The following is an 18091-nucleotide window of genomic DNA, read 5'->3' on the forward strand; positions in this document are numbered from 1 at the left end:
TTAGCTGTTTTTTCTTTTTCCTATTAATTTTGTTACAGAGAGCATCGTAATTGGTAAAGAATGATTCTTTCTAAATGCTAAATATTTACCGCTCCATGCTGGTTTATATTTTTCTTTAAAATGTCGTAACCCGCTGAAACTATATGTGTAACGAACATTATTAAAGATGGCAGCAGCAACCCGTTCAGACCAGAAAGATTGTGTCGATAAACCTACATTTGAAAGTGGTGCCATACCAATATTAAAGGAGTGGTATTCATTTTCTTTTGCCCACTGGAATAGGTGGATGAAAATTGCATCCATAATGCCGCTAGGCGCATCTGGATAATAGCGCATTAAATCAACAGACAATGATCCGTCTTGATATACGGGCATAAATGTCGTGAATGCAATGATTTTTCCATCTGCATCAGATAATGTAGCGATAGGAGCACGGCTAATATATTCACGATCAAAGTATCCGAGTGAGAAACTTTTCTCTTTTTTTCCACCGAGCCACGCATCTGAAACTTTTCTTAATTCTTCGAATAGTTCATCTGAGAACGGCGGCTGGTGAATAGAGAATGTATAGCCTTCTCGTTCAAAACGGTTGAAAGTTGCTCGCATACCGGCACGTTTTTTTCCTGTTATTGTAAATGTGTTCAAGTCAACGACAGCCTCTTCACCAAGCTTAAAGAAGTTGTAACCAAAATCATGATATAAACTCATCCATTTACTTTCGATTTGGTAGAATACACAAATGTATCCAAATCGGTCAGCTTCAGCTAAAAACTCTTGTAACACAGTACGGTAGGAGGAAGGATCTCCAATTGGATCACCTAGCACAACAAGACGTTTTCCAGTTATAGAGAAGAGAAGGAGCGCTTTCCCATCACTACTAAAGAAGAATTGTTTATCACCTAAAAAACCTAAATGACTAAGTACATTTCCACCATGTTCATCTAAAAAGTTTTGCAATCTTTTATCATTAGCTGGTTGCCCGGGAAATTCATTTCGATAACGATTAGCAATGAGTGAGCCAATCAGTAAAAATGTAGGAACGAAAAAGGCAGCTGCTAATGCACTTCGTTTTACTTGCGTAATATTACGAACGACAAAATCAGGTTTAAAAGCTTCTTTTGCACCTGCAAATAAAATCCCTAAGTTTTTATATAAATATAAAGTTATAAGTAAGAATATAAAAACTTTTACGATATCAGAAAGTGAGACTTCCATTTTCTCGCGTACAAATCTTTTACGAAGCATATATAATACAGCGAGTACAATTAATAAAATAAACGTTTCTTCAATATCAATCCCTTTTAGCGTATTAAAGATAGCTGCTCCGATTAAAGAAACAATCGTCATATAGTAAGAACGCTTTGTTCCATAATATATGCCTCGTGAAAGGATTAGGAGGAGAATACCGAATGTTAGTGATAAGCTAAAAGAAAATTGAATAAGATGTTTTGGAGCTAGAATATGTAAGGCGTGTGCTCTGTTTATACTTGTCGGTAGAATGGTCGATAAAATAACCATTAATCCAGCAAATACTGTTAAAGCAGCAGAGGCCCATGAACCTAGTTTTCCTAGAAAATCACGCTGCAAAGTCCATATAACACCAGTTGTTTCTAATGCAGGCGCAATAAAAGGTTTGTCTTCAAACTTTTTAATGGCCACGCCTGTCATTTCAAAAGCTGCAAAAATAAGACCGAGGCAGAATGGTAAAATGTAATAGACGAGGCGATATAATAACATAGCAGGTAGTAATACGCCTGTATCAATGCCATATTGTCCGAGCCCAGTTAAAAAGACAAGGTCAAATGAACCAAGTCCACCAGGTACAAGACTAACAACACCAGCTAAAGCAGCAATGACATACACACCTAAAAACTTTTGAAATTCGATATCAATGCCAAATAATATTAGTATGACGTACATAACAATGCCAGCAGATACCCACTCAACTAATGAAACTAATGAGTATAAAACAGTTGGATTTTTCTCTTCTTCTCGTTCATCTTGTCCTTCGGTTTGCTTTGGTTTTCTATTTTTTAGTTTAGAAAAGCCGATGTATATAGGGACGAAAAGGGCGAAGAAGATCAAAACAGGCCATAGCCACGGTTTTTCATGCAAAATAAAACTTGTGTCTAATATTCCAATAAGGCCGAGGAATGAAAGAATAGCGAGTCCGTTAATAAAAGCAGTTGTCATCCAGGCGGTACTTTTAATCAGCTTGCCATTTTCTTTTATGTATGGACGATAAAGCATCGTACGTACACCCGCTCCAACGAGACCACCAAATCCAATAAATCCATTTAAGGTATTAGCAATCCATGAGATACGAAAAATCTTTTGGACAGGTATATCAGCTTTTAAATAACGAAGCATAACATAGTCGTAAAAGAACATTGTTGATACGGCAAATGCACCAAGTGTAATTGCTAAAAAGACTCCTCCGGTTGGAATGTTTTTAATTGTATTGATTGCTTCTAAAAAAGAAATGCCTGCTAATTCTTTTTTTGCTTGAAAGAATACAATGGTTAATACAACAAATGGGAAGATAATTTTCCCGATTTGTAAGAAACGTTTCCATGAAAACGACATAAATACAACTCTCCTTGTATAAGAAAACTGAGACAATAATATTATTATGACAAACTTCAAGAAAAATAAAAAGGTAAATTCCTGTATGAGGAAGCTATTTTTTTATAGGGATTATATTTAAAAGAGTATTTCGTTTGTCAGAAAATTAAGTTAAAATAAATTGAAAGAAGGAAGAGAGGGGAAGTAGATGATTATAATAGGTTATGCGGGATATGAGCTAGAGAAAGCAAAACCTAATACATCAGAAGATTTCTTTAATAGATCTGAAGTGACATATATATTAAATGATAAAGAAAGAACCTTTTCTGTTTTATATGTTCGATATTTTGAAGAAGTTTTACAAGAAATTACTCCTTTTGAAGGAAATCCGGTATGTAAAGTAGAAAATCAAGACATATATTTGCGGGATATTGTAGCGATCTGTTGTTTACTGAAAGAGAATGAGCTTCGCATGCAAAAACGTTTGTATTTAAATAATATAGAAGAATTCCAACAATATTTTGATGAGGAAATAGTCGTGAAAGTACAAGAAATATTGGCTGAATTACATAAAAATAAAAGAGTAGAAATAGCGTGAACTGGCAAAGGAGAGGGAAAAATGTCTAATCTAATGGTGGAAAATCAAACAGAACAAGTTTCTATGTTTTTAGAAGATGTTATTCATTTGATAACCAATTATGTAAATTATCATACGTTGCCTTCTTTATTAGAAGAGACACCGGCAGGAAACGAACAATATTATAAAGGGTTATTAGCGTCAATAAGACGTCTTCTCGTTTTTTGTGAAGAAGGGCATGATGCGTGTTTTGTTTTGTTAAATAGCCAGCCATTTCGAAAGACAGCAGCTGAAAAGATTTTATATAAAATTTATCATCAAGTAATTGCAGAGTTTTTTTCACCAAAGAGTGATCATTGGTATGAAAATAGTCGATCTGCTTATACAGGGAAAAACTCCATCGTTTTTCAACAAACGCCACCTGCATCTATAGAGCAAGTAATGAAGAATTTAGAAGGTAAATTTCAATTGATGCGTGAAGAACTAGAATATTATGAGACGGATTACCAAACAAAGATGTTACACAAATATTAATTGTGAAAAAGAAGCTAAGGGTACTTAGCTTCTTTTCCTTTTGCACAGTTATATAAGGGATTTCCTTTGAATATATTTAAGGGGATAGCATTAAGGAGGTGTAACATGAGTCAGCAAGGTGTATTCACAGATTACTTTCATGAAGTAGAAAGCTGGTGTGAAAGTGTTCTTCACGTATTAGATAGCCGTGCAATGGAAGTGTATGATGTCCATATGCTTGCTTATAAAATTCAAACGTTATTAGATCGTATGAAAGAGCATGAGTATGATACAGATGCAGAGTTTATGTATGAAATAAGTGATGATGTAGAACATATTCAGCATCATTTGCAGGAAGTATTCGTGCAGGGAGAAGAGGAATATGAACTATGTGAAAGAGGGGATAGTGAACGAGCTGTTCCAATTGGAGGGCATACACTCCCGCCACTACCATATCCATATAATGCGTTAGAACCGTATATTTCTAGAGAAATTATGATGTTACACCATGATAAACATCATCGTAGTTACGTGGAAGGATTAAATAAGGCAGAGAAGATGATGGAAGAAGCGAGAAAAACAAATCAATTTGATTTAATTAAGCATTGGGAAAGAGAAGCTGCTTTTCATGGATCAGGTCATTACTTGCACACAATATTTTGGAATAACATGAAAAAAGGTGGCGGCGGAAGTCCAAGAGGGGCTCTTTCACACCGGATTGAACAAGATTTTGGAAGTTTCTTGCGTTTTCAAAAACATTTTACAGAAGCAGCCTCTAAAGTGGAAGGTTCAGGATGGGCAATTCTCGTTTGGGTTCCGCGATCGGGAAGATTAGAAATTTTACAGAGTACACTTCATCAATTATTTACACAATGGGATACGATACCGCTCCTTGTACTAGACGTGTGGGAACATGCGTATTATTTACAATACCAAAATCGAAAAGATGAATATATTAAAAATTGGTGGAATGTTGTAAATTGGCCGGATGTAGAAAAAAGATTTGAAAGTGCAAAACAAATAGAATGGACACCTTATTAGACGCAGATTCTCTGCGTCTTTTTTATTGGTAGGAGAGGGAGATTTCGTTCATATTTTAAAAGGCCAAGCATACACTTGTACAAAAAGTGCCAAAAGGACGTGGGGGGAAATATGAGACGAATTTGTGTAATCATTACGCTTCTTATTATGTACGCAAGCGTTATACCAATTCCTGCATATGCAAAGATGACCAGCAATGTTAGTGCTCGAAATGCTGTATTAATGGAGCAACAGTCAGGTCGCGTATTATACAGAAAAGCAGAACATGAGCCGCAAAAGATTGCTAGTATAACAAAAATTATGACTGCCTTGTTAGCTGCTGAGTCAGGAAAAATGAAAGAAATGGTCTCGGTTAGTAATGAAGCAGTGAGAGTAGAAGGCTCAGCAATTTATTTAAAGCCTGGACAGAAAGTAAAATTAGAGGATTTAGTATACGGACTCATGCTTAGATCTGGTAATGATGCAGCACAAGTAATTGCTGAAAATGTAGGAGGGAGTATAGAAGGGTTTGTATATTTAATGAATGAAAAGGCGAAACAAATTGGAATGAAAGATACTCACTTTTCAAACCCACATGGTTTGGATGGAGATGGATCCCATTATTCGTCGGCCTATGACATGGCACTTTTAACAAGGTATGCAATGGGGAACGAAACCTTTAAGAAGATTTTTGGGACAAAAACGTATAAATCAGATTCGTGGGATTATCCGTGGAAAAACAAACATAAACTTGTGACGTCTTATTATGAATTTGCAACAGGAGGAAAAACGGGTTTTACGAAGAAAGCAGGACGGACGCTTGTTACAACAGCATCAAAAGATGGACTAGATTTAATTGTCGTAACTTTGAGCGCTTCTAGCGATTGGGATGATCATATGAATTTATTTGATAAAGGTTTTGAACGTTTCAAACAAACAAACGTTGTAGGACAAGGAGCTCTTGCTGAAATAACTGAAAAGAAATATGCCAATCATGTTTATACGAAAAATAGTTTTGCGGTACCTTTAACTGAGCAGGAAAGAAAGAATGTCGTATTAAAAGTTGAACTCGATAAAAGTGCGAAACTTAAGGATGGAGTAAAGGTTGGAAAGACAGAAATTTATGTTGGCAATGAGAAAGTTGGAGAACGAAATTTATTTTATAGTAAACGAAAGTTAGTAGCTACAACGGGAGTGTATTGGAATAATGTGAAAGAAATTTTTTCTCATATGATAGGTGTTGGAAGCGATGGTTAATCTCGTATGGGTAGCGATGGCAGTCATAGGGATTGTATATGCCATGATAAATGGAACGATGGAAGCAATCAATAAAGCAGTATTTGATGGAGCAAAAGACGCAGTAACAATTTGTATAGGACTCATTAGTGTTTTAGTATTTTGGCTCGGTTTAATGAAAGTTGCAGAGGAAGCAGGGTTGTTAAAAAAGTTAGTGTCACTTTTTATGCCGATAGTAAAAAGATTGTTTCCAGAAATACCAAAGGACCATCCGTCAATGGGATTTATTTTATCGAATATGATGGCTAACTTTTTTGGGTTAGGTAATGCTGCGACCCCTCTTGGTATAAAAGCGATGGAACAATTGAAAGAGTTAAATGGGGGAAAGGATTCGGCGAGCCGTTCTATGGTGACGTTTCTTGCGTTAAATACATCAGCGATTACTTTAATTCCTACTACTGTCATTTCGATTCGAATGACGTATGAATCAGCGAATCCAACTGAAATTGTTGGGGTAACATTCATTGCACAAGTACTCTCTATGATCGGAGCGATTTGGATTGATCGCTATTTTTACCGAAGAAGGAGTAGGAAGGGGCGGAAAAAATGAGTATTGTTAATACGATATCATTATGGGTAATCCCTTGTGTAATTGGTTTTATTCTTTTATATGGAACGATAAAGAAAGTGCCGACGTATGAATCGTTCGTTGAGGGGGGAAAAGAAGGAATTCAAATTGCAATCTCTATTTTACCGTTTATGGTTGGAATGCTCGTATCTATTTCTATATTTCGAGCTTCAGGTGCATTGGATGCAATGATATCAGTAATGAAGCCGATGTTAGATTTAATTCATGTCCCAGCAGAAATTGTTCCACTGGCACTTATACGCCCTATTTCGGGCTCTGCTGGTTTAAGTATTACGACCGATTTAATTGCCACATATGGGCCAGACTCGTTCATTGGGCGATTGGCTTCTACGATGCAAGGGAGTACAGATACGACTTTTTATATTTTAACAGTATACTTCGGAGCTGTTGGAATTAGAAAAATGGGAGATGCATTAAAAGTAGGACTTTTTGCTGATTTAATCGGAATTATTTGTTCGATTGTGTTTGTTTCTTTAATGTTTAAGTAATACTATTCATTTTTTATGCTATTTCGCTTATAATACGTATACGACCACTATTAAGGTGTTGCTTAATAGTGGTTTTTTTATGCGGTATTTTTGACAAAATAATGAACTTTTATTGTGAGCAATATGAAAAATATGGACAATAATAAAAGGTAAAATCATGATTTGACCTTTATATGTTTATTATCATCGCTATGTTGTTTAAGTAAGAGGAAGCGAAAAGCCGTTAAGTGTATGCGGTTGCCAAGTCTTTCTAATGTAAGGTAAGATAAATTCGAGGTGAAAAAAAGAAATGGAACGATTACAAAAAGTGATTGCGCAAGCAGGTATTGCATCGAGAAGAAAGGCTGAGGAATTAATTCAGCAAGGAAAAGTGAAAGTTAACGGAAAAATAGTGAAGGAGTTAGGAACGAAAGTAACTCATCAAGATAAAGTAGAAGTAAATAACATTCCTCTTGAAAAAGAAGAACCTGTTTATTTTTTACTATATAAACCAACTGGCGTAATTTCAAGTGTATCAGATGATAAAGGAAGAAGTGTTGTAACAGACTTTTTCCCGGAAATTACACAACGTTTATTCCCAATTGGACGTTTAGATTATGATACGTCTGGCGTATTATTAATGACAAACGATGGGGACTTCGCAAATGTATTAATGCACCCTAGATATAAAGTTGAAAAAACATATGTTGCAAAAATAAAAGGTCCTCTAACAGGTGAGAAAATTCGCATGTTAGAACGCGGTGTTATGTTAGAAGACGGAAAAACAGCACCAGCGCGTGTGAAAATCATTTCTTGGGACAAGCGTAAAGAAATGGCGATTGTACAATTAACAATTCATGAAGGTCGTAACCGTCAAGTACGTCGTATGTTTGAAGCTTTAGACTGTAAAGTAGTGAAACTAAAGCGTGAACGCTACGCCTTTTTAGAAGTGGGTAGCTTGCGACCTGGTGATGCAAGAGAATTGACACCGCATGAGGTGAAACAATTACGTGCATTGGCTTCTACAAAGCCTCGCTAATCGATATTGTGAAACTTTCACCAGTGGAATGCTCCGCTGGTGATTTATTAAAAATACATATATTCATCACTCGTCGAAGAGAGGGGAAACAATATGAAAAAAAATCGCTTATTATTTCGCGTTATTATTCTGCTCATTTTAAGCGGTGCTGTAGGATTTACACTTTATCAAGGATATTTCTCTAAAGAAGAGAAAATGGAAATTGGAAAAGAAGCACCTAACTTTGTTGTGGCAGATTTAGAAGGAAAGAAAATTGAGCTAAAAGATTTTAAGGGAAAAGGTGTATTTTTAAACTTTTGGGGTACGTGGTGTAAACCTTGTGAGAAAGAAATGCCTTATATGAATGAACTATATCCAAAGTATAAAGAAAAAGGCGTTGAAATCATTGCGTTAGATGCAGATGAAACGGATATTGCTGTTAAGAATTTTGTGAAACAATACGATCTTAAGTTCCCCGTTGCAATCGATAAAGGTGGAGAAATTATAAAAACGTATGGAGTAATACCATTACCAACAAGCTTCTTGATTGATAAAGATGGTAAGGTGATTCAAGAGATTAAAGGTGAACAAACGAAGGAACAATTGGAGGAGTATTTAAAGAAAATCACTCCGTAATAAAGAAAACCTTTACATACAAGGCGCTTACCTATAGTGCCTTCGGTTTAAAAATTCTGAGTATTGCGGTAACTTGAGGTTAGAATATACAATAGTACATATAGATACAGGGGCGGTGAGAGTGTTGAAAGAAATTAAATGTGAATGTGGACATGTGAACCCGATAGGAACTGTTTTTTGTGAAGCTTGTGGGAAACCATTTGAAAGCAATGAAAATATAAAACTATTGGATATGCGCTATGAGGGGAGTGCTCGGAGATCTCTCACGCAAACAAAAACGATTATTGATAAAATTTGGAGCTTTTTCTCTTCTGTAAAAGTAGGTGTATGGCTCATTGTAATCACTTTAGCTGCATCGGCGATAGGGACTATTTTTCCGCAAGAAATGTACATAACTCCAGGAATTGCACCAGCTGAATATTATAAGCAAGAATACGGATTTTTAGGGCAATTATACTATCAATTAGGCTTTAATAATTTATACGGTTCATGGTGGTATATGATGTTAATTGCTTCAATTGGTATTTCTCTTGTGATATGTAGCTTAGACCGTGTCATTCCACTTTATAAAGCTTTAAAGAAGCAAGGGGTAAAAAGACACCCTAGCTTTTTAAAGAGACAAAGATTATATGGCACTGGTACACCGCAAGAGGGAGATTTTGAAAAAGTTCAAAAGAACTTAAAGAAAACGAACTATAATGTGAAAGTGGAAGACGGAAACGTTTTAGCAGAAAAGGGACGTTTCTCGCGTTGGGGTCCATATGTAAATCATATCGGTCTTATTATCTTTTTATTCGGTGCGATGCTTCGTTTTTTACCGAGTATGTATGTAGATGAAACGCTTTGGTTACGTGATGGTGAAACGAAAGAAATACCAGGGACGGATGGCCAATATTATTTAAAAAGTGAGAAGTTTATAAAGGAAGTTTATGATAAAAGTAAGGACAAGGAAGTTTTTGATGAAGCAATTGACCGTGTAGGTGATAAAATGATTGCGAAAAACTTCCAAACGAATGCCGTATTATATAAAGCGGTAGGTGAAAAGATAGCTGGACAAAAACCAAAATTGGAAAAAGTAAAAGAAGTTGAAATTCGAGTAAATGAACCGCTGAAATTTGATCAATTTGCTGTTTATCAATTGAGTTATAGAGAAAATGAATTTAAAAGTATGTCCTTCCGTTTGCAAAATAAAGAAAATAATCAAAAGTGGGGACCGATTAAAGTTGATTTAACAGACCCTGCAGAAAAATATGATTTAGGAAATGGTTATTCTTTAGAACTATTAAGCTATTTCCCTGATTTTTATTTTGATGAGAATGGAAGGCCAAATACAAAAACAAAATTACCAAACAACCCTGCATTTGTATTTAAAATGTTTACGCCTGAAACACCAGATGGTGAAGTGAGTTTTGTTGGTATTCAGCAAAATATAGAACCTGATGGGAATAACAAATATAAAATGTCGTTTGCAGGCGTGGAAATGCAAAATGCAACAGCACTTACTGTAAGGAAAGATTTAACGCTTTGGATTCTCGGTATTGGAGGATTTATATTTATGGTTGGTGTCATTCAAGGAATGTATTGGAATCATCGCCGTATTTGGATACAACGCGTTAATGATGAATGGTGGATTGCAGGACATACGAATAAAAACTGGTTCGGTTTAAAGAAAGATATTGAAAGAGTACTAGAAGGTACAGCAATTCCGCAACCAAATGATAAAGTAGTCGATAAAAAAATTAGTTAAGGTGGGGAAACGATATGGTGCAAATAAGTAGTAACTTTCTCTTTACCGCATTTATTTTATATTTAATTGCCACTCTATTTTTTGGGGGAGCAATTAAAGAAAAGGGTCATAAATGGGCAAACGTAGGAATAACGATTACAATTTTAGGGTTTATTGCACAAACAGTTTATTTTGTAACAAGGTGGATCGCATCAGGTCATGCGCCAGTTAGTAACTTTTTTGAATTTGGTACGTTTTTCGGCATGATGCTTGTCGGAGCATTTATTGTCATGTACTTTATGTACCGCGTAAGTATAATCGGACTATTTGCATTACCAGTTGCGCTTTTATTAATTGCTTATGCAAGTATGTTTCCGAGGGAAATATCACCGCTTATTCCATCTTTAAAAAGTAATTGGTTACATATTCACGTGACGACTGCGGCTGCAGGACAAGCAATTTTAGCAATTAGTTTTATTACGGGCGTTATGTATTTATTGAAAAATGTAGATCAATCAGTGAAAAGTAAACGTACATTTTGGCTAGAGACGGTAGTATTCACACTTGTTTGTACAGTTGGGTTTATTGGAGTAACAACGGTATATTCTAGTATGAAATATGAAGCGAAGTTTCAATGGATTGATAAAAATGAACAACAAGTGGAAATGAAATACAATCTTCCGGCTTTAGTGGGGCCGCATGAAGGGAAGTTACTGACAGAAAATAAATTAGAGCCGACAGTTGAAGTTCCGGCGATTGTAAATGCGAAAAAATTAAATACTGTTATTTGGTCAGTGTTAGTCGGAACGTTACTCTATATCGTATTAAGGCTAATTTTACGTAAACGAGTATCAGCGGCACTTCAGCCGTTAGTGAAAAATACGAATAGCGATTTGTTAGATGAAATAGGATATCGTTCTATTGCAATTGGATTCCCAGTTTTCACATTAGGTGCATTAATTTTCGCCATGATTTGGGCTCAAATAGCGTGGACACGTTTTTGGGGCTGGGATCCGAAAGAGGTTTGGGCACTTATAACTTGGCTCTTTTATGCGGCGGTATTACATTTACGTTTATCAAAAGGGTGGCACGGAGAGAAGTCAGCATGGTTAGCGGTAATTGGTTTTGCAATCATTATGTTTAACTTTATTGTAGTAAACTTAATTATCGCGGGTTTACATTCATACGCATAGAGAAATAAAATAGGAGAGTGTATGTCACTTTCCTATTTTATTTTTGTCAACTTTTCTTCTTTTTTGAGAAAAACATGACAAAGTAGCGGTTGATTTTGTAAAATGATGTCGAGGACATTATAGACTGTTCAAAAAAAATACATAGTTTTGGAAAAAAATTGAACAAACTTTATTATTCTTGTGAAGCATAATATGGGAAGTGAAACATTTAGAAGATTGCTTAAATAAACGAGAATAGCGCAACATAATAGTATAGAAGGGTAGGTGTGAACCGTTGTGGTAAAAGTACGCAACGGGTAGAAATGGAAAATGAATCAAGAATTTTAATTGTAGACGATGAGGATCGTATTCGTCGTTTGTTGAAAATGTATTTAGAGAGAGAACAATACACAATTGAAGAAGCAGACAATGGTGATACAGCTTTAGAAATGGCGCTGCAAAATGATTATGATTTAATTTTATTAGATCTTATGATGCCGGGTAAAGATGGTATCGAAGTATGTAAAGGGGTTCGTGAGAAGAAAGCGACGCCAATTATTATGTTGACAGCAAAAGGTGAAGAAGTAAATCGAGTACAAGGGTTTGAGGTAGGAACTGATGATTATATTGTGAAACCATTTAGCCCACGTGAAGTAGTGCTTCGAGTGAAAGCGGTCTTACGCCGTTCTGTACCAACAACATTCTTTACACAAGATACAACGACAAAAGATGTTACTGTATTCCCTCATTTAACAATTGATAATGATGCACACCGTGTTACAGCAGATGGTAATGAGGTGAACTTAACACCGAAAGAATACGAATTACTATTATTCTTAGCGAAAGCGCCTGATAAAGTATTCGATCGTGAGCAATTGCTAAAAGAAGTATGGCAATATGAATTCTTCGGAGATTTACGTACAGTTGATACGCATGTAAAGCGTTTACGTGAGAAGTTAAGTAAAAAATCACCCGATGCTGCGAAGATGATTGTTACCGTTTGGGGAGTAGGTTACAAGTTTGAGGTTGTGAACGACTGATGCTTTGGAGAAGTGTAGTAGGGAAGTTATGGATGACCATATTACTTCTCGTTTCGTTCGTGCTTGGATTTGTTGCGATTTTACTTTCACAGTTTTTTAGAACATATTATGTTGATATGAGTGAAGCTAGGCTTCAAAAAGTTGCAACAAGTGTTTCAGAGTTAATTGAGGAAGGTGCCGATGTAAAAACGATTGAGAATATCGCGTACAAATTCTCTGATCCACTTTCAAGGATCATTATTGTAGAAGATGGTAAAGAAATATCTTCTTCACCGAAACAAGAAGGATTAGTCACTCTTACAATGGATGACTTAAAAGAAGATAAAGAATTAGCGGCTGTGTTTACAGATAAAAAAGAAATTAAGAATAACATTAGAAAAGCCTCTAATAGTAGAAAGAATAAAAATACTGAAAATGATATTATGATTGTCGGAAAACCAGTACAGTCAAAAAATCAAAGTGCAGTGTTTGTATACGAATCTTTACAAGTGCCGATACAAGGTATGGAAAGAACGACTGATTTTATATTCTTATCAGCAGGGATTGCGATTATATTAACAACTTTCTTTGCATTCTTCTTATCTACTCGAATTACAGCACCGCTTCGTAAAATGCGTGAGGTTGCTTTTGAGGTATCGCGTGGGAAGTTTGATGCAAAAGCTCCTATGGTATCCCAAGATGAGATTGGTGAGCTTGCAACAGCCTTAAATCAAATGGGGAAACAGTTGAAGTTTAATATGAATGCCCTGCAGCAAGAGAAAGAACAGTTAGCTAGTATTTTAAGTAGTATGGCAGATGGGGTTATTACATTAAATCAAGAGGGTGAAGTCGTTGTAATCAATCCGCCCGCTGAACATTTCTTACAAGTTTGGCAAGAAGAAAAAGAGATAGAGCTCAGTAAAAAACTACCTTCTGAACTTGTTGAACTATTCCATCTCGTTGTAGAAAGCGAACAACAACAAGTGGTTGAAATTAATTTACAAAAAGGTAACTATGTAGTTCTTATGACGCCGCTTTACAATCAAACGAAAATTCGTGGGGCTGTAGCTGTATTGCGTGATATGACGGAAGAACGCCGTCTTGAGAAAATGCGCCAAGACTTTATTGCGAACGTATCACATGAACTTCGTACACCGATGGTCATGCTCCAAGGGTATAGTGAAGCAATTTTAGATGATATTGTGCAAACAAAAGAAGAAATTAACGAGTTTGTTCAAATCATTTATGATGAATCCGTTCGTTTAGGGAAACTTGTAAATGAATTGTTAGATTTAGCGCGTATGGAAAGTGGTAATGTAGAGTTACATATAGGTGAAGTTGATATTCATCCTTTCGTTGAAAAAATAGGTCGTAAATTCCAAGGAATTGCAAAGGATAAAGAAGTCGCGTTAACGGTTGATTTCAAAAATCCAATTGAGCAATACCCGTTTGATGCAGATCGTATGGAACAAGTATTGACGAATTTAATTGATAACGCAATACGTCATACGAACGCAGGTGGACATGTAACGCTTGTAATTGATACGAAAAATAATGGTCTTATTTTTGAAGTACAAGATTCGGGCGCTGGTATTCCAGAAGAAGATATTCCATTTTTATTTGATCGTTTCTATAAAGCTGATAAAGCAAGAACACGTGGAAAAAAAGGTGGAACAGGACTCGGGCTTGCGATTGCAAAAAATATTGTGCAAGGCCATGATGGGAAAATTGCTGTTTCAAGTGTTGTTGGAGAGGGAACTACATTCTCTGTATATTTACCGAATCGTATAATTTAAATATACGTTTTAAAAGTTGATAATGAATAAAGTTCTACTGTTGTTTATTTTTTTGTAAAATCAATTAAATAAATAATAGTAGAACTTTTTTTCTAACTTAGTCGAATGAAGAATGATGAGAGGGGTGTCGTAAAGCGATGAAATTATATACAAAAACAGGAGATAAAGGGACAACAAGTGTAATAGGCGGCAGAGTGGATAAAGATAATATCCGAGTTGAAGCATATGGCACAATAGATGAGGCGAATTCTCATATTGGATATGCGATGACTAAACTACAAGGCAGGTCTTTCGGAGATATTTATAATGAACTTGAAAATATTCAACATGAACTATTTGATTGCGGGGGAGACTTGGCGATAGTAGGCGAGAAAATTCCTTATAAAGTAAAAATTGAAATGGTCGAAAACTTAGAAAGTAGGATCGATTCGTATATAGAAGAAGCACCGCCGCTAGAACGGTTTATTTTACCAGGTGGAAGCGAATCGGCAGCTGCTATTCATATTGCACGTACAGTTGTAAGGCGAGCAGAACGATGTATCGTGTCCCTGCAAAAAGAAGGAGAAATAAATGAAGTTGTTCTAAAGTATGTAAATAGATTATCTGATTATTTATTTGCAGTAGCTAGAGTAATAAACGCTCGATTACAAGTAAAAGATGTAGAGTATAATCGCAGTGCAATCGTTTTTCGTGATAAGAAAGAGAAGGAAGTGGAGTGATTCACTTTCTTTTTTTGTATAGTTTTTTCTGTAATATACCAAAATAGAGAAGGTATGGTCGTAATTAGAAAACGGAGGATGTATATGAAAGCTTTAAAATATGGCGTCATGTTATTGACAGTACTATTTTTATCTCAATTACATGTGTACGCAGAGGGAAATCAATGGGCATGGCCTGTTGAAGGACAGATAAGTGATTATTTTGGAACAAGGCACGGAAAACACTACGGTATAGATATAGCGGCACCGATCGGCGCGCCTGTGTCAGCTATTCAAGAAGGTAAGGTAACAAAGTCTTATTATTCAAGTAGTTATGGAAACGTTGTTTTTATTAAACATGGAGAATATGAGGCTGTGTATGCACATTTAAATAAGAGATATGTAGTTCAAGGGGATTATATTTCAAAAGGAGAAATAATTGGAGAAGTAGGAAATACAGGAGAATCCCGAGGTGCACACTTACATTTAGAAGTTCATCAAGGAAGATGGACGATGGCAAAAAAGAATGCGATGAATCCATTGCTTGTTTTACATGAACAAAGAAATGAAGCAGTTTCTTCATCGTTATACGTCGTCCAAAAAGGCGACACTCTAGTTAGCATTGCGCGGAAATTTAGAATGTCAGTTAAGGAAATTCAAGAAAAAAATGGGTTGCAACAAGAGCTGATTTATCCAAATCAACAATTATATGTAAAGTAAAAAAAGAGCTAGTTAAAGCTAGCTCTTTTTTACCAAAAAATAAAGACACATATAAATCCAGAAATAGCTAAGTAGCTATATAAGTAAAATACTTTCGCTCTTGTTTTTTCGTTTGTTCGAAATAGTACAATAGTCGGTTCAATTAAACCAATTGTCAAACAAAGTAAACCAAGAAGCATACAACCGATTGAAATAGAGTACAGGGCGATTTGTGGTCCTTGAAATGGAATCATCCATTTTAATAAAAATGCAATGAGTGCAGTATAGCAAATGCTGCCGATGTATTTATTCAACGGTGCATTAGAACGGAAACCAGGAAGCTTTTTTAAGAAAGAGCGGGAAACAACTTCAATTTGTAAAGGTGTATGCTCTTCTATTATTTTTTGAGCTTCTTTTCCTTTTTGGAAAAGGGATAATATCCAGTTTCGCTCACCTTGAAAAATAAATTGTGAAGTTGTCAAATAATGATCAACCTTTACTTTATTCCAACTCTTCCATGGATGACGCTCACATAATTTTAATTTACTTTCTGAATTTTTATCATACTGATAAATACTGATGCCATCTTCATCGAAAGCAGCATAGTATGTCTCGCTTGAGAATGTGCCTAAATCAATTGGACAGTAGAAAAGTAATTCTTTTTTTAAGTAAAAGTATTCTTTCCTTAAGTTTTTTTTCATTGTTTCTCGAATAGAGTGTCTCTTTTCTTTCTTCATGACATTTCCTCCATAATCCAGAAAATGTTCTTATCTTAACAATTCAACATCTTATCACTTTTAATTATATATGACTAGGGGATTCATAGGAGAAATGCCGAATACTAAAAAATATGGAGTGTATTGTAAAATATAATGAATGATTTTGATTATGTAAAATCAATAACTTATTTTTAATAAGTTATTGATTTTTTTGTTCACAATACGATCATGTTGTTGTATAATGAAGTAGAAAATAGAATATCGGTCTATCTTCGGGGCAGGGTGAAAATCCCGACCGGCGGTGATGAACTATATGTGATTTTGTTCTAAGCCCGCGAGCCGTTAAGGCAGGATTTGGTGTGATTCCAAAGCCGACAGTACAGTCTGGATGGGAGAAGATGGAGGTTCAAGCGTTCAAAAAAGATAGGTATTTGAACGTCTGTTTGATGTGCCTTAAATTCTCCCTTTGTGTAAAACACAAAGGGTTTTTTCGTTCTATGAAAAAGTAGGCATAGCAGAACCTTTCCACTTTCCATGAGATGATCGATGGAAAAGGAGAGAGAAAGATGAAACAAAAAAACAGTGTAGTGCAGATGGTGAGTGTAGCAATGCTAAGTAGTATTGCATATTTACTGATGATGTTGGATTTCCCATTCCCAGGGCTTCCGCCATTTTTAAAAATTGATTTTAGTGATGTGCCAGCTCTAATCGCTGCGATTATTTTTGGGCCAGTTGCAGGGGTAATTGTAGAAGCGATAAAGAATATTTTACATTACGGGATTCAAGGGAGTTTAACGGGAGTACCAGTTGGAGAAATTGCTAACTTTATTGCAGGATGTTTATTTATTGGACCAGCAACTTTCTTATTTAGGAAGTATCGTACTGTTAAGAGTTTAACGACAGGATTAATGCTAGGGACAATTACAATGGCGCTCATTATGAGTGTATTAAATTACATCATCATATTCCCAGCTTACACTTGGTTTTTAAATTCACCAGCTATGTCTAGCGAAGCGATAAAAACAACGGTTGTAACGGCAATCTTACCATTTAATTTGATTAAAGGAATTGTTGTAACAATTGTATTTGTAGCGTTATTCTCACGCCTGAAAGTATGGGTATTTGCAAAAATGAAAAATGCATAAATATAAAATAAAACCATTAGTAGTATACAACTACTAATGGTTTTTTATTAAGGAGACTGAAAATAGAAAACAAAAAATACCCCTCAAATGAATGAGGGGTATTTTTTGAAGTTAATAAAAGACTATTCGAATTTTAAAGCATCGCCGTCGAATGATTCGTCAGCAACTTTAATTGAGTCAGTTGGACAACCTTCGAATGCATCCATCATATCTTCAAGTAATACATCTGGAATTTCAACGATACCTTGGTTATCGTCTAATGTTACGAATGCAATACCTTCATCATCATAGTCATAAATGTCTGGTGCAGCAGCGCCACAAGCACCACATGCAATACAAGTATCTTTATCAACGATTGTATATTTTGCCATCTTTTTTCCCTCCTGATAATATGTATGTGAAAAGCTCGCCATAAAAATTATAACCTTATTGTAAA

The 18091-nt window shown here is 35.6% G+C and carries 18 protein-coding genes and 1 riboswitch; of the genes, 15 read left to right on the plus strand and 3 right to left on the minus strand.

What is annotated here, in order from left to right; genetic code table 11:
* Positions 1-2586: a bifunctional lysylphosphatidylglycerol flippase/synthetase MprF gene (gene mprF, locus PDQ68_RS07295; protein ID WP_061184002.1), complete on the minus strand. Its 2586-nt coding sequence runs from the start codon at positions 2584-2586 to the stop codon at positions 1-3.
* Positions 2587-2773: 187 nt separating this feature from the next.
* Between mprF and PDQ68_RS07300 the strand changes: the two genes are divergently transcribed.
* The 14 genes from PDQ68_RS07300 to PDQ68_RS07365 all read left to right on the plus strand — a co-directional run bounded on the left by PDQ68_RS07300 (position 2774) and on the right by PDQ68_RS07365 (position 15812).
* On the plus strand, positions 2774-3163 hold the full coding sequence (locus tag PDQ68_RS07300) for a hypothetical protein (protein ID WP_000583785.1): 390 nt from the start codon (positions 2774-2776) through the stop codon (positions 3161-3163).
* A 21-nt stretch (positions 3164-3184) separates the two neighbouring features.
* A complete protein-coding gene (locus PDQ68_RS07305) occupies positions 3185-3676 on the plus strand; it encodes a YpuI family protein (protein ID WP_000067566.1) in 492 nt (163 codons plus the stop codon).
* Between the two features lie 105 nt (positions 3677-3781).
* On the plus strand, positions 3782-4696 hold the full coding sequence (locus PDQ68_RS07310; RefSeq protein ID WP_000082669.1) for a superoxide dismutase: 915 nt from the start codon (positions 3782-3784) through the stop codon (positions 4694-4696).
* A gap of 111 nt (positions 4697-4807) precedes the next feature.
* The gene (locus PDQ68_RS07315; protein ID WP_061184003.1) at positions 4808-5932 is read left to right on the plus strand and encodes a D-alanyl-D-alanine carboxypeptidase family protein; all 1125 of its coding nucleotides are present in this window, start codon (positions 4808-4810) and stop codon (positions 5930-5932) included.
* On the plus strand, positions 5925-6521 hold the full coding sequence (gene spmA / locus PDQ68_RS07320) for a spore maturation protein SpmA (RefSeq protein WP_000247807.1): 597 nt from the start codon (positions 5925-5927) through the stop codon (positions 6519-6521). The genes PDQ68_RS07315 and spmA overlap by 8 nt, the downstream gene beginning before the upstream one ends.
* Positions 6518-7048, plus strand: coding sequence for a spore maturation protein SpmB (spmB, locus tag PDQ68_RS07325; RefSeq protein ID WP_000029511.1), 531 nt, complete (start codon positions 6518-6520; stop codon positions 7046-7048). Before spmA ends, spmB begins: the two co-directional genes overlap by 4 nt.
* Before the next feature lie 289 nt (positions 7049-7337).
* Positions 7338-8066, plus strand: coding sequence for a 23S rRNA pseudouridine(2605) synthase RluB (gene rluB, locus PDQ68_RS07330; RefSeq protein WP_270786646.1), 729 nt, complete (start codon positions 7338-7340; stop codon positions 8064-8066).
* Positions 8067-8159: 93 nt separating this feature from the next.
* Positions 8160-8681, plus strand: coding sequence for a thiol-disulfide oxidoreductase ResA (gene resA / locus PDQ68_RS07335; RefSeq protein ID WP_061184004.1), 522 nt, complete (start codon positions 8160-8162; stop codon positions 8679-8681).
* 121 nt (positions 8682-8802) lie between these two features.
* Entirely contained in the window at positions 8803-10428 is a 1626-nt protein-coding gene (gene resB, locus PDQ68_RS07340) for a cytochrome c biogenesis protein ResB (RefSeq protein ID WP_061184005.1), read from the plus strand.
* A 14-nt stretch (positions 10429-10442) separates the two neighbouring features.
* Entirely contained in the window at positions 10443-11600 is a 1158-nt protein-coding gene (resC, locus tag PDQ68_RS07345; RefSeq protein WP_000250096.1) for a cytochrome c biogenesis protein ResC, read from the plus strand.
* Between the two features lie 302 nt (positions 11601-11902).
* A complete protein-coding gene (resD, locus tag PDQ68_RS07350; RefSeq protein ID WP_000426862.1) occupies positions 11903-12619 on the plus strand; it encodes a DNA-binding response regulator ResD in 717 nt (238 codons plus the stop codon).
* Positions 12619-14394 (plus strand): sensor histidine kinase ResE, encoded by a 1776-nt coding sequence (resE, locus tag PDQ68_RS07355; RefSeq protein WP_000964682.1) that lies wholly within the window; start codon positions 12619-12621, stop codon positions 14392-14394. The genes resD and resE overlap by 1 nt, the downstream gene beginning before the upstream one ends.
* A 137-nt stretch (positions 14395-14531) precedes the next feature.
* Positions 14532-15113, plus strand: a complete 582-nt coding sequence (locus tag PDQ68_RS07360; protein WP_016717005.1) for a cob(I)yrinic acid a,c-diamide adenosyltransferase — start codon at positions 14532-14534, stop codon at positions 15111-15113.
* Positions 15114-15197: 84 nt separating this feature from the next.
* The gene (locus tag PDQ68_RS07365) at positions 15198-15812 is read left to right on the plus strand and encodes a peptidoglycan DD-metalloendopeptidase family protein (protein WP_000645699.1); all 615 of its coding nucleotides are present in this window, start codon (positions 15198-15200) and stop codon (positions 15810-15812) included.
* A 29-nt stretch (positions 15813-15841) separates the two neighbouring features.
* On the opposite strand, the gene PDQ68_RS07370 is transcribed toward PDQ68_RS07365, so the two are convergent.
* Complete coding sequence (locus PDQ68_RS07370; RefSeq protein WP_016717006.1) at positions 15842-16528, minus strand: hypothetical protein; 687 nt, start codon at positions 16526-16528, stop codon at positions 15842-15844.
* Positions 16529-16774: 246 nt separating this feature from the next.
* Positions 16775-16914: riboswitch (FMN riboswitch) on the plus strand.
* Between the two features lie 162 nt (positions 16915-17076).
* On the opposite strand from PDQ68_RS07370, the gene PDQ68_RS07375 reads away from it, so the two are divergent.
* A complete protein-coding gene (locus tag PDQ68_RS07375) occupies positions 17077-17655 on the plus strand; it encodes an ECF transporter S component (RefSeq protein ID WP_000810858.1) in 579 nt (192 codons plus the stop codon).
* 122 nt (positions 17656-17777) lie between these two features.
* On the opposite strand, the gene PDQ68_RS07380 is transcribed toward PDQ68_RS07375, so the two are convergent.
* Entirely contained in the window at positions 17778-18026 is a 249-nt protein-coding gene (locus PDQ68_RS07380; protein WP_001151996.1) for a ferredoxin, read from the minus strand.
* Positions 18027-18091: the final 65 nt, after the last annotated feature.

The organism is Bacillus cereus group sp. Bc010 (genome assembly GCF_027716745.1).
GTDB classification, from domain to species: Bacteria; Bacillota; Bacilli; order Bacillales; family Bacillaceae_G; genus Bacillus_A; species Bacillus_A pacificus.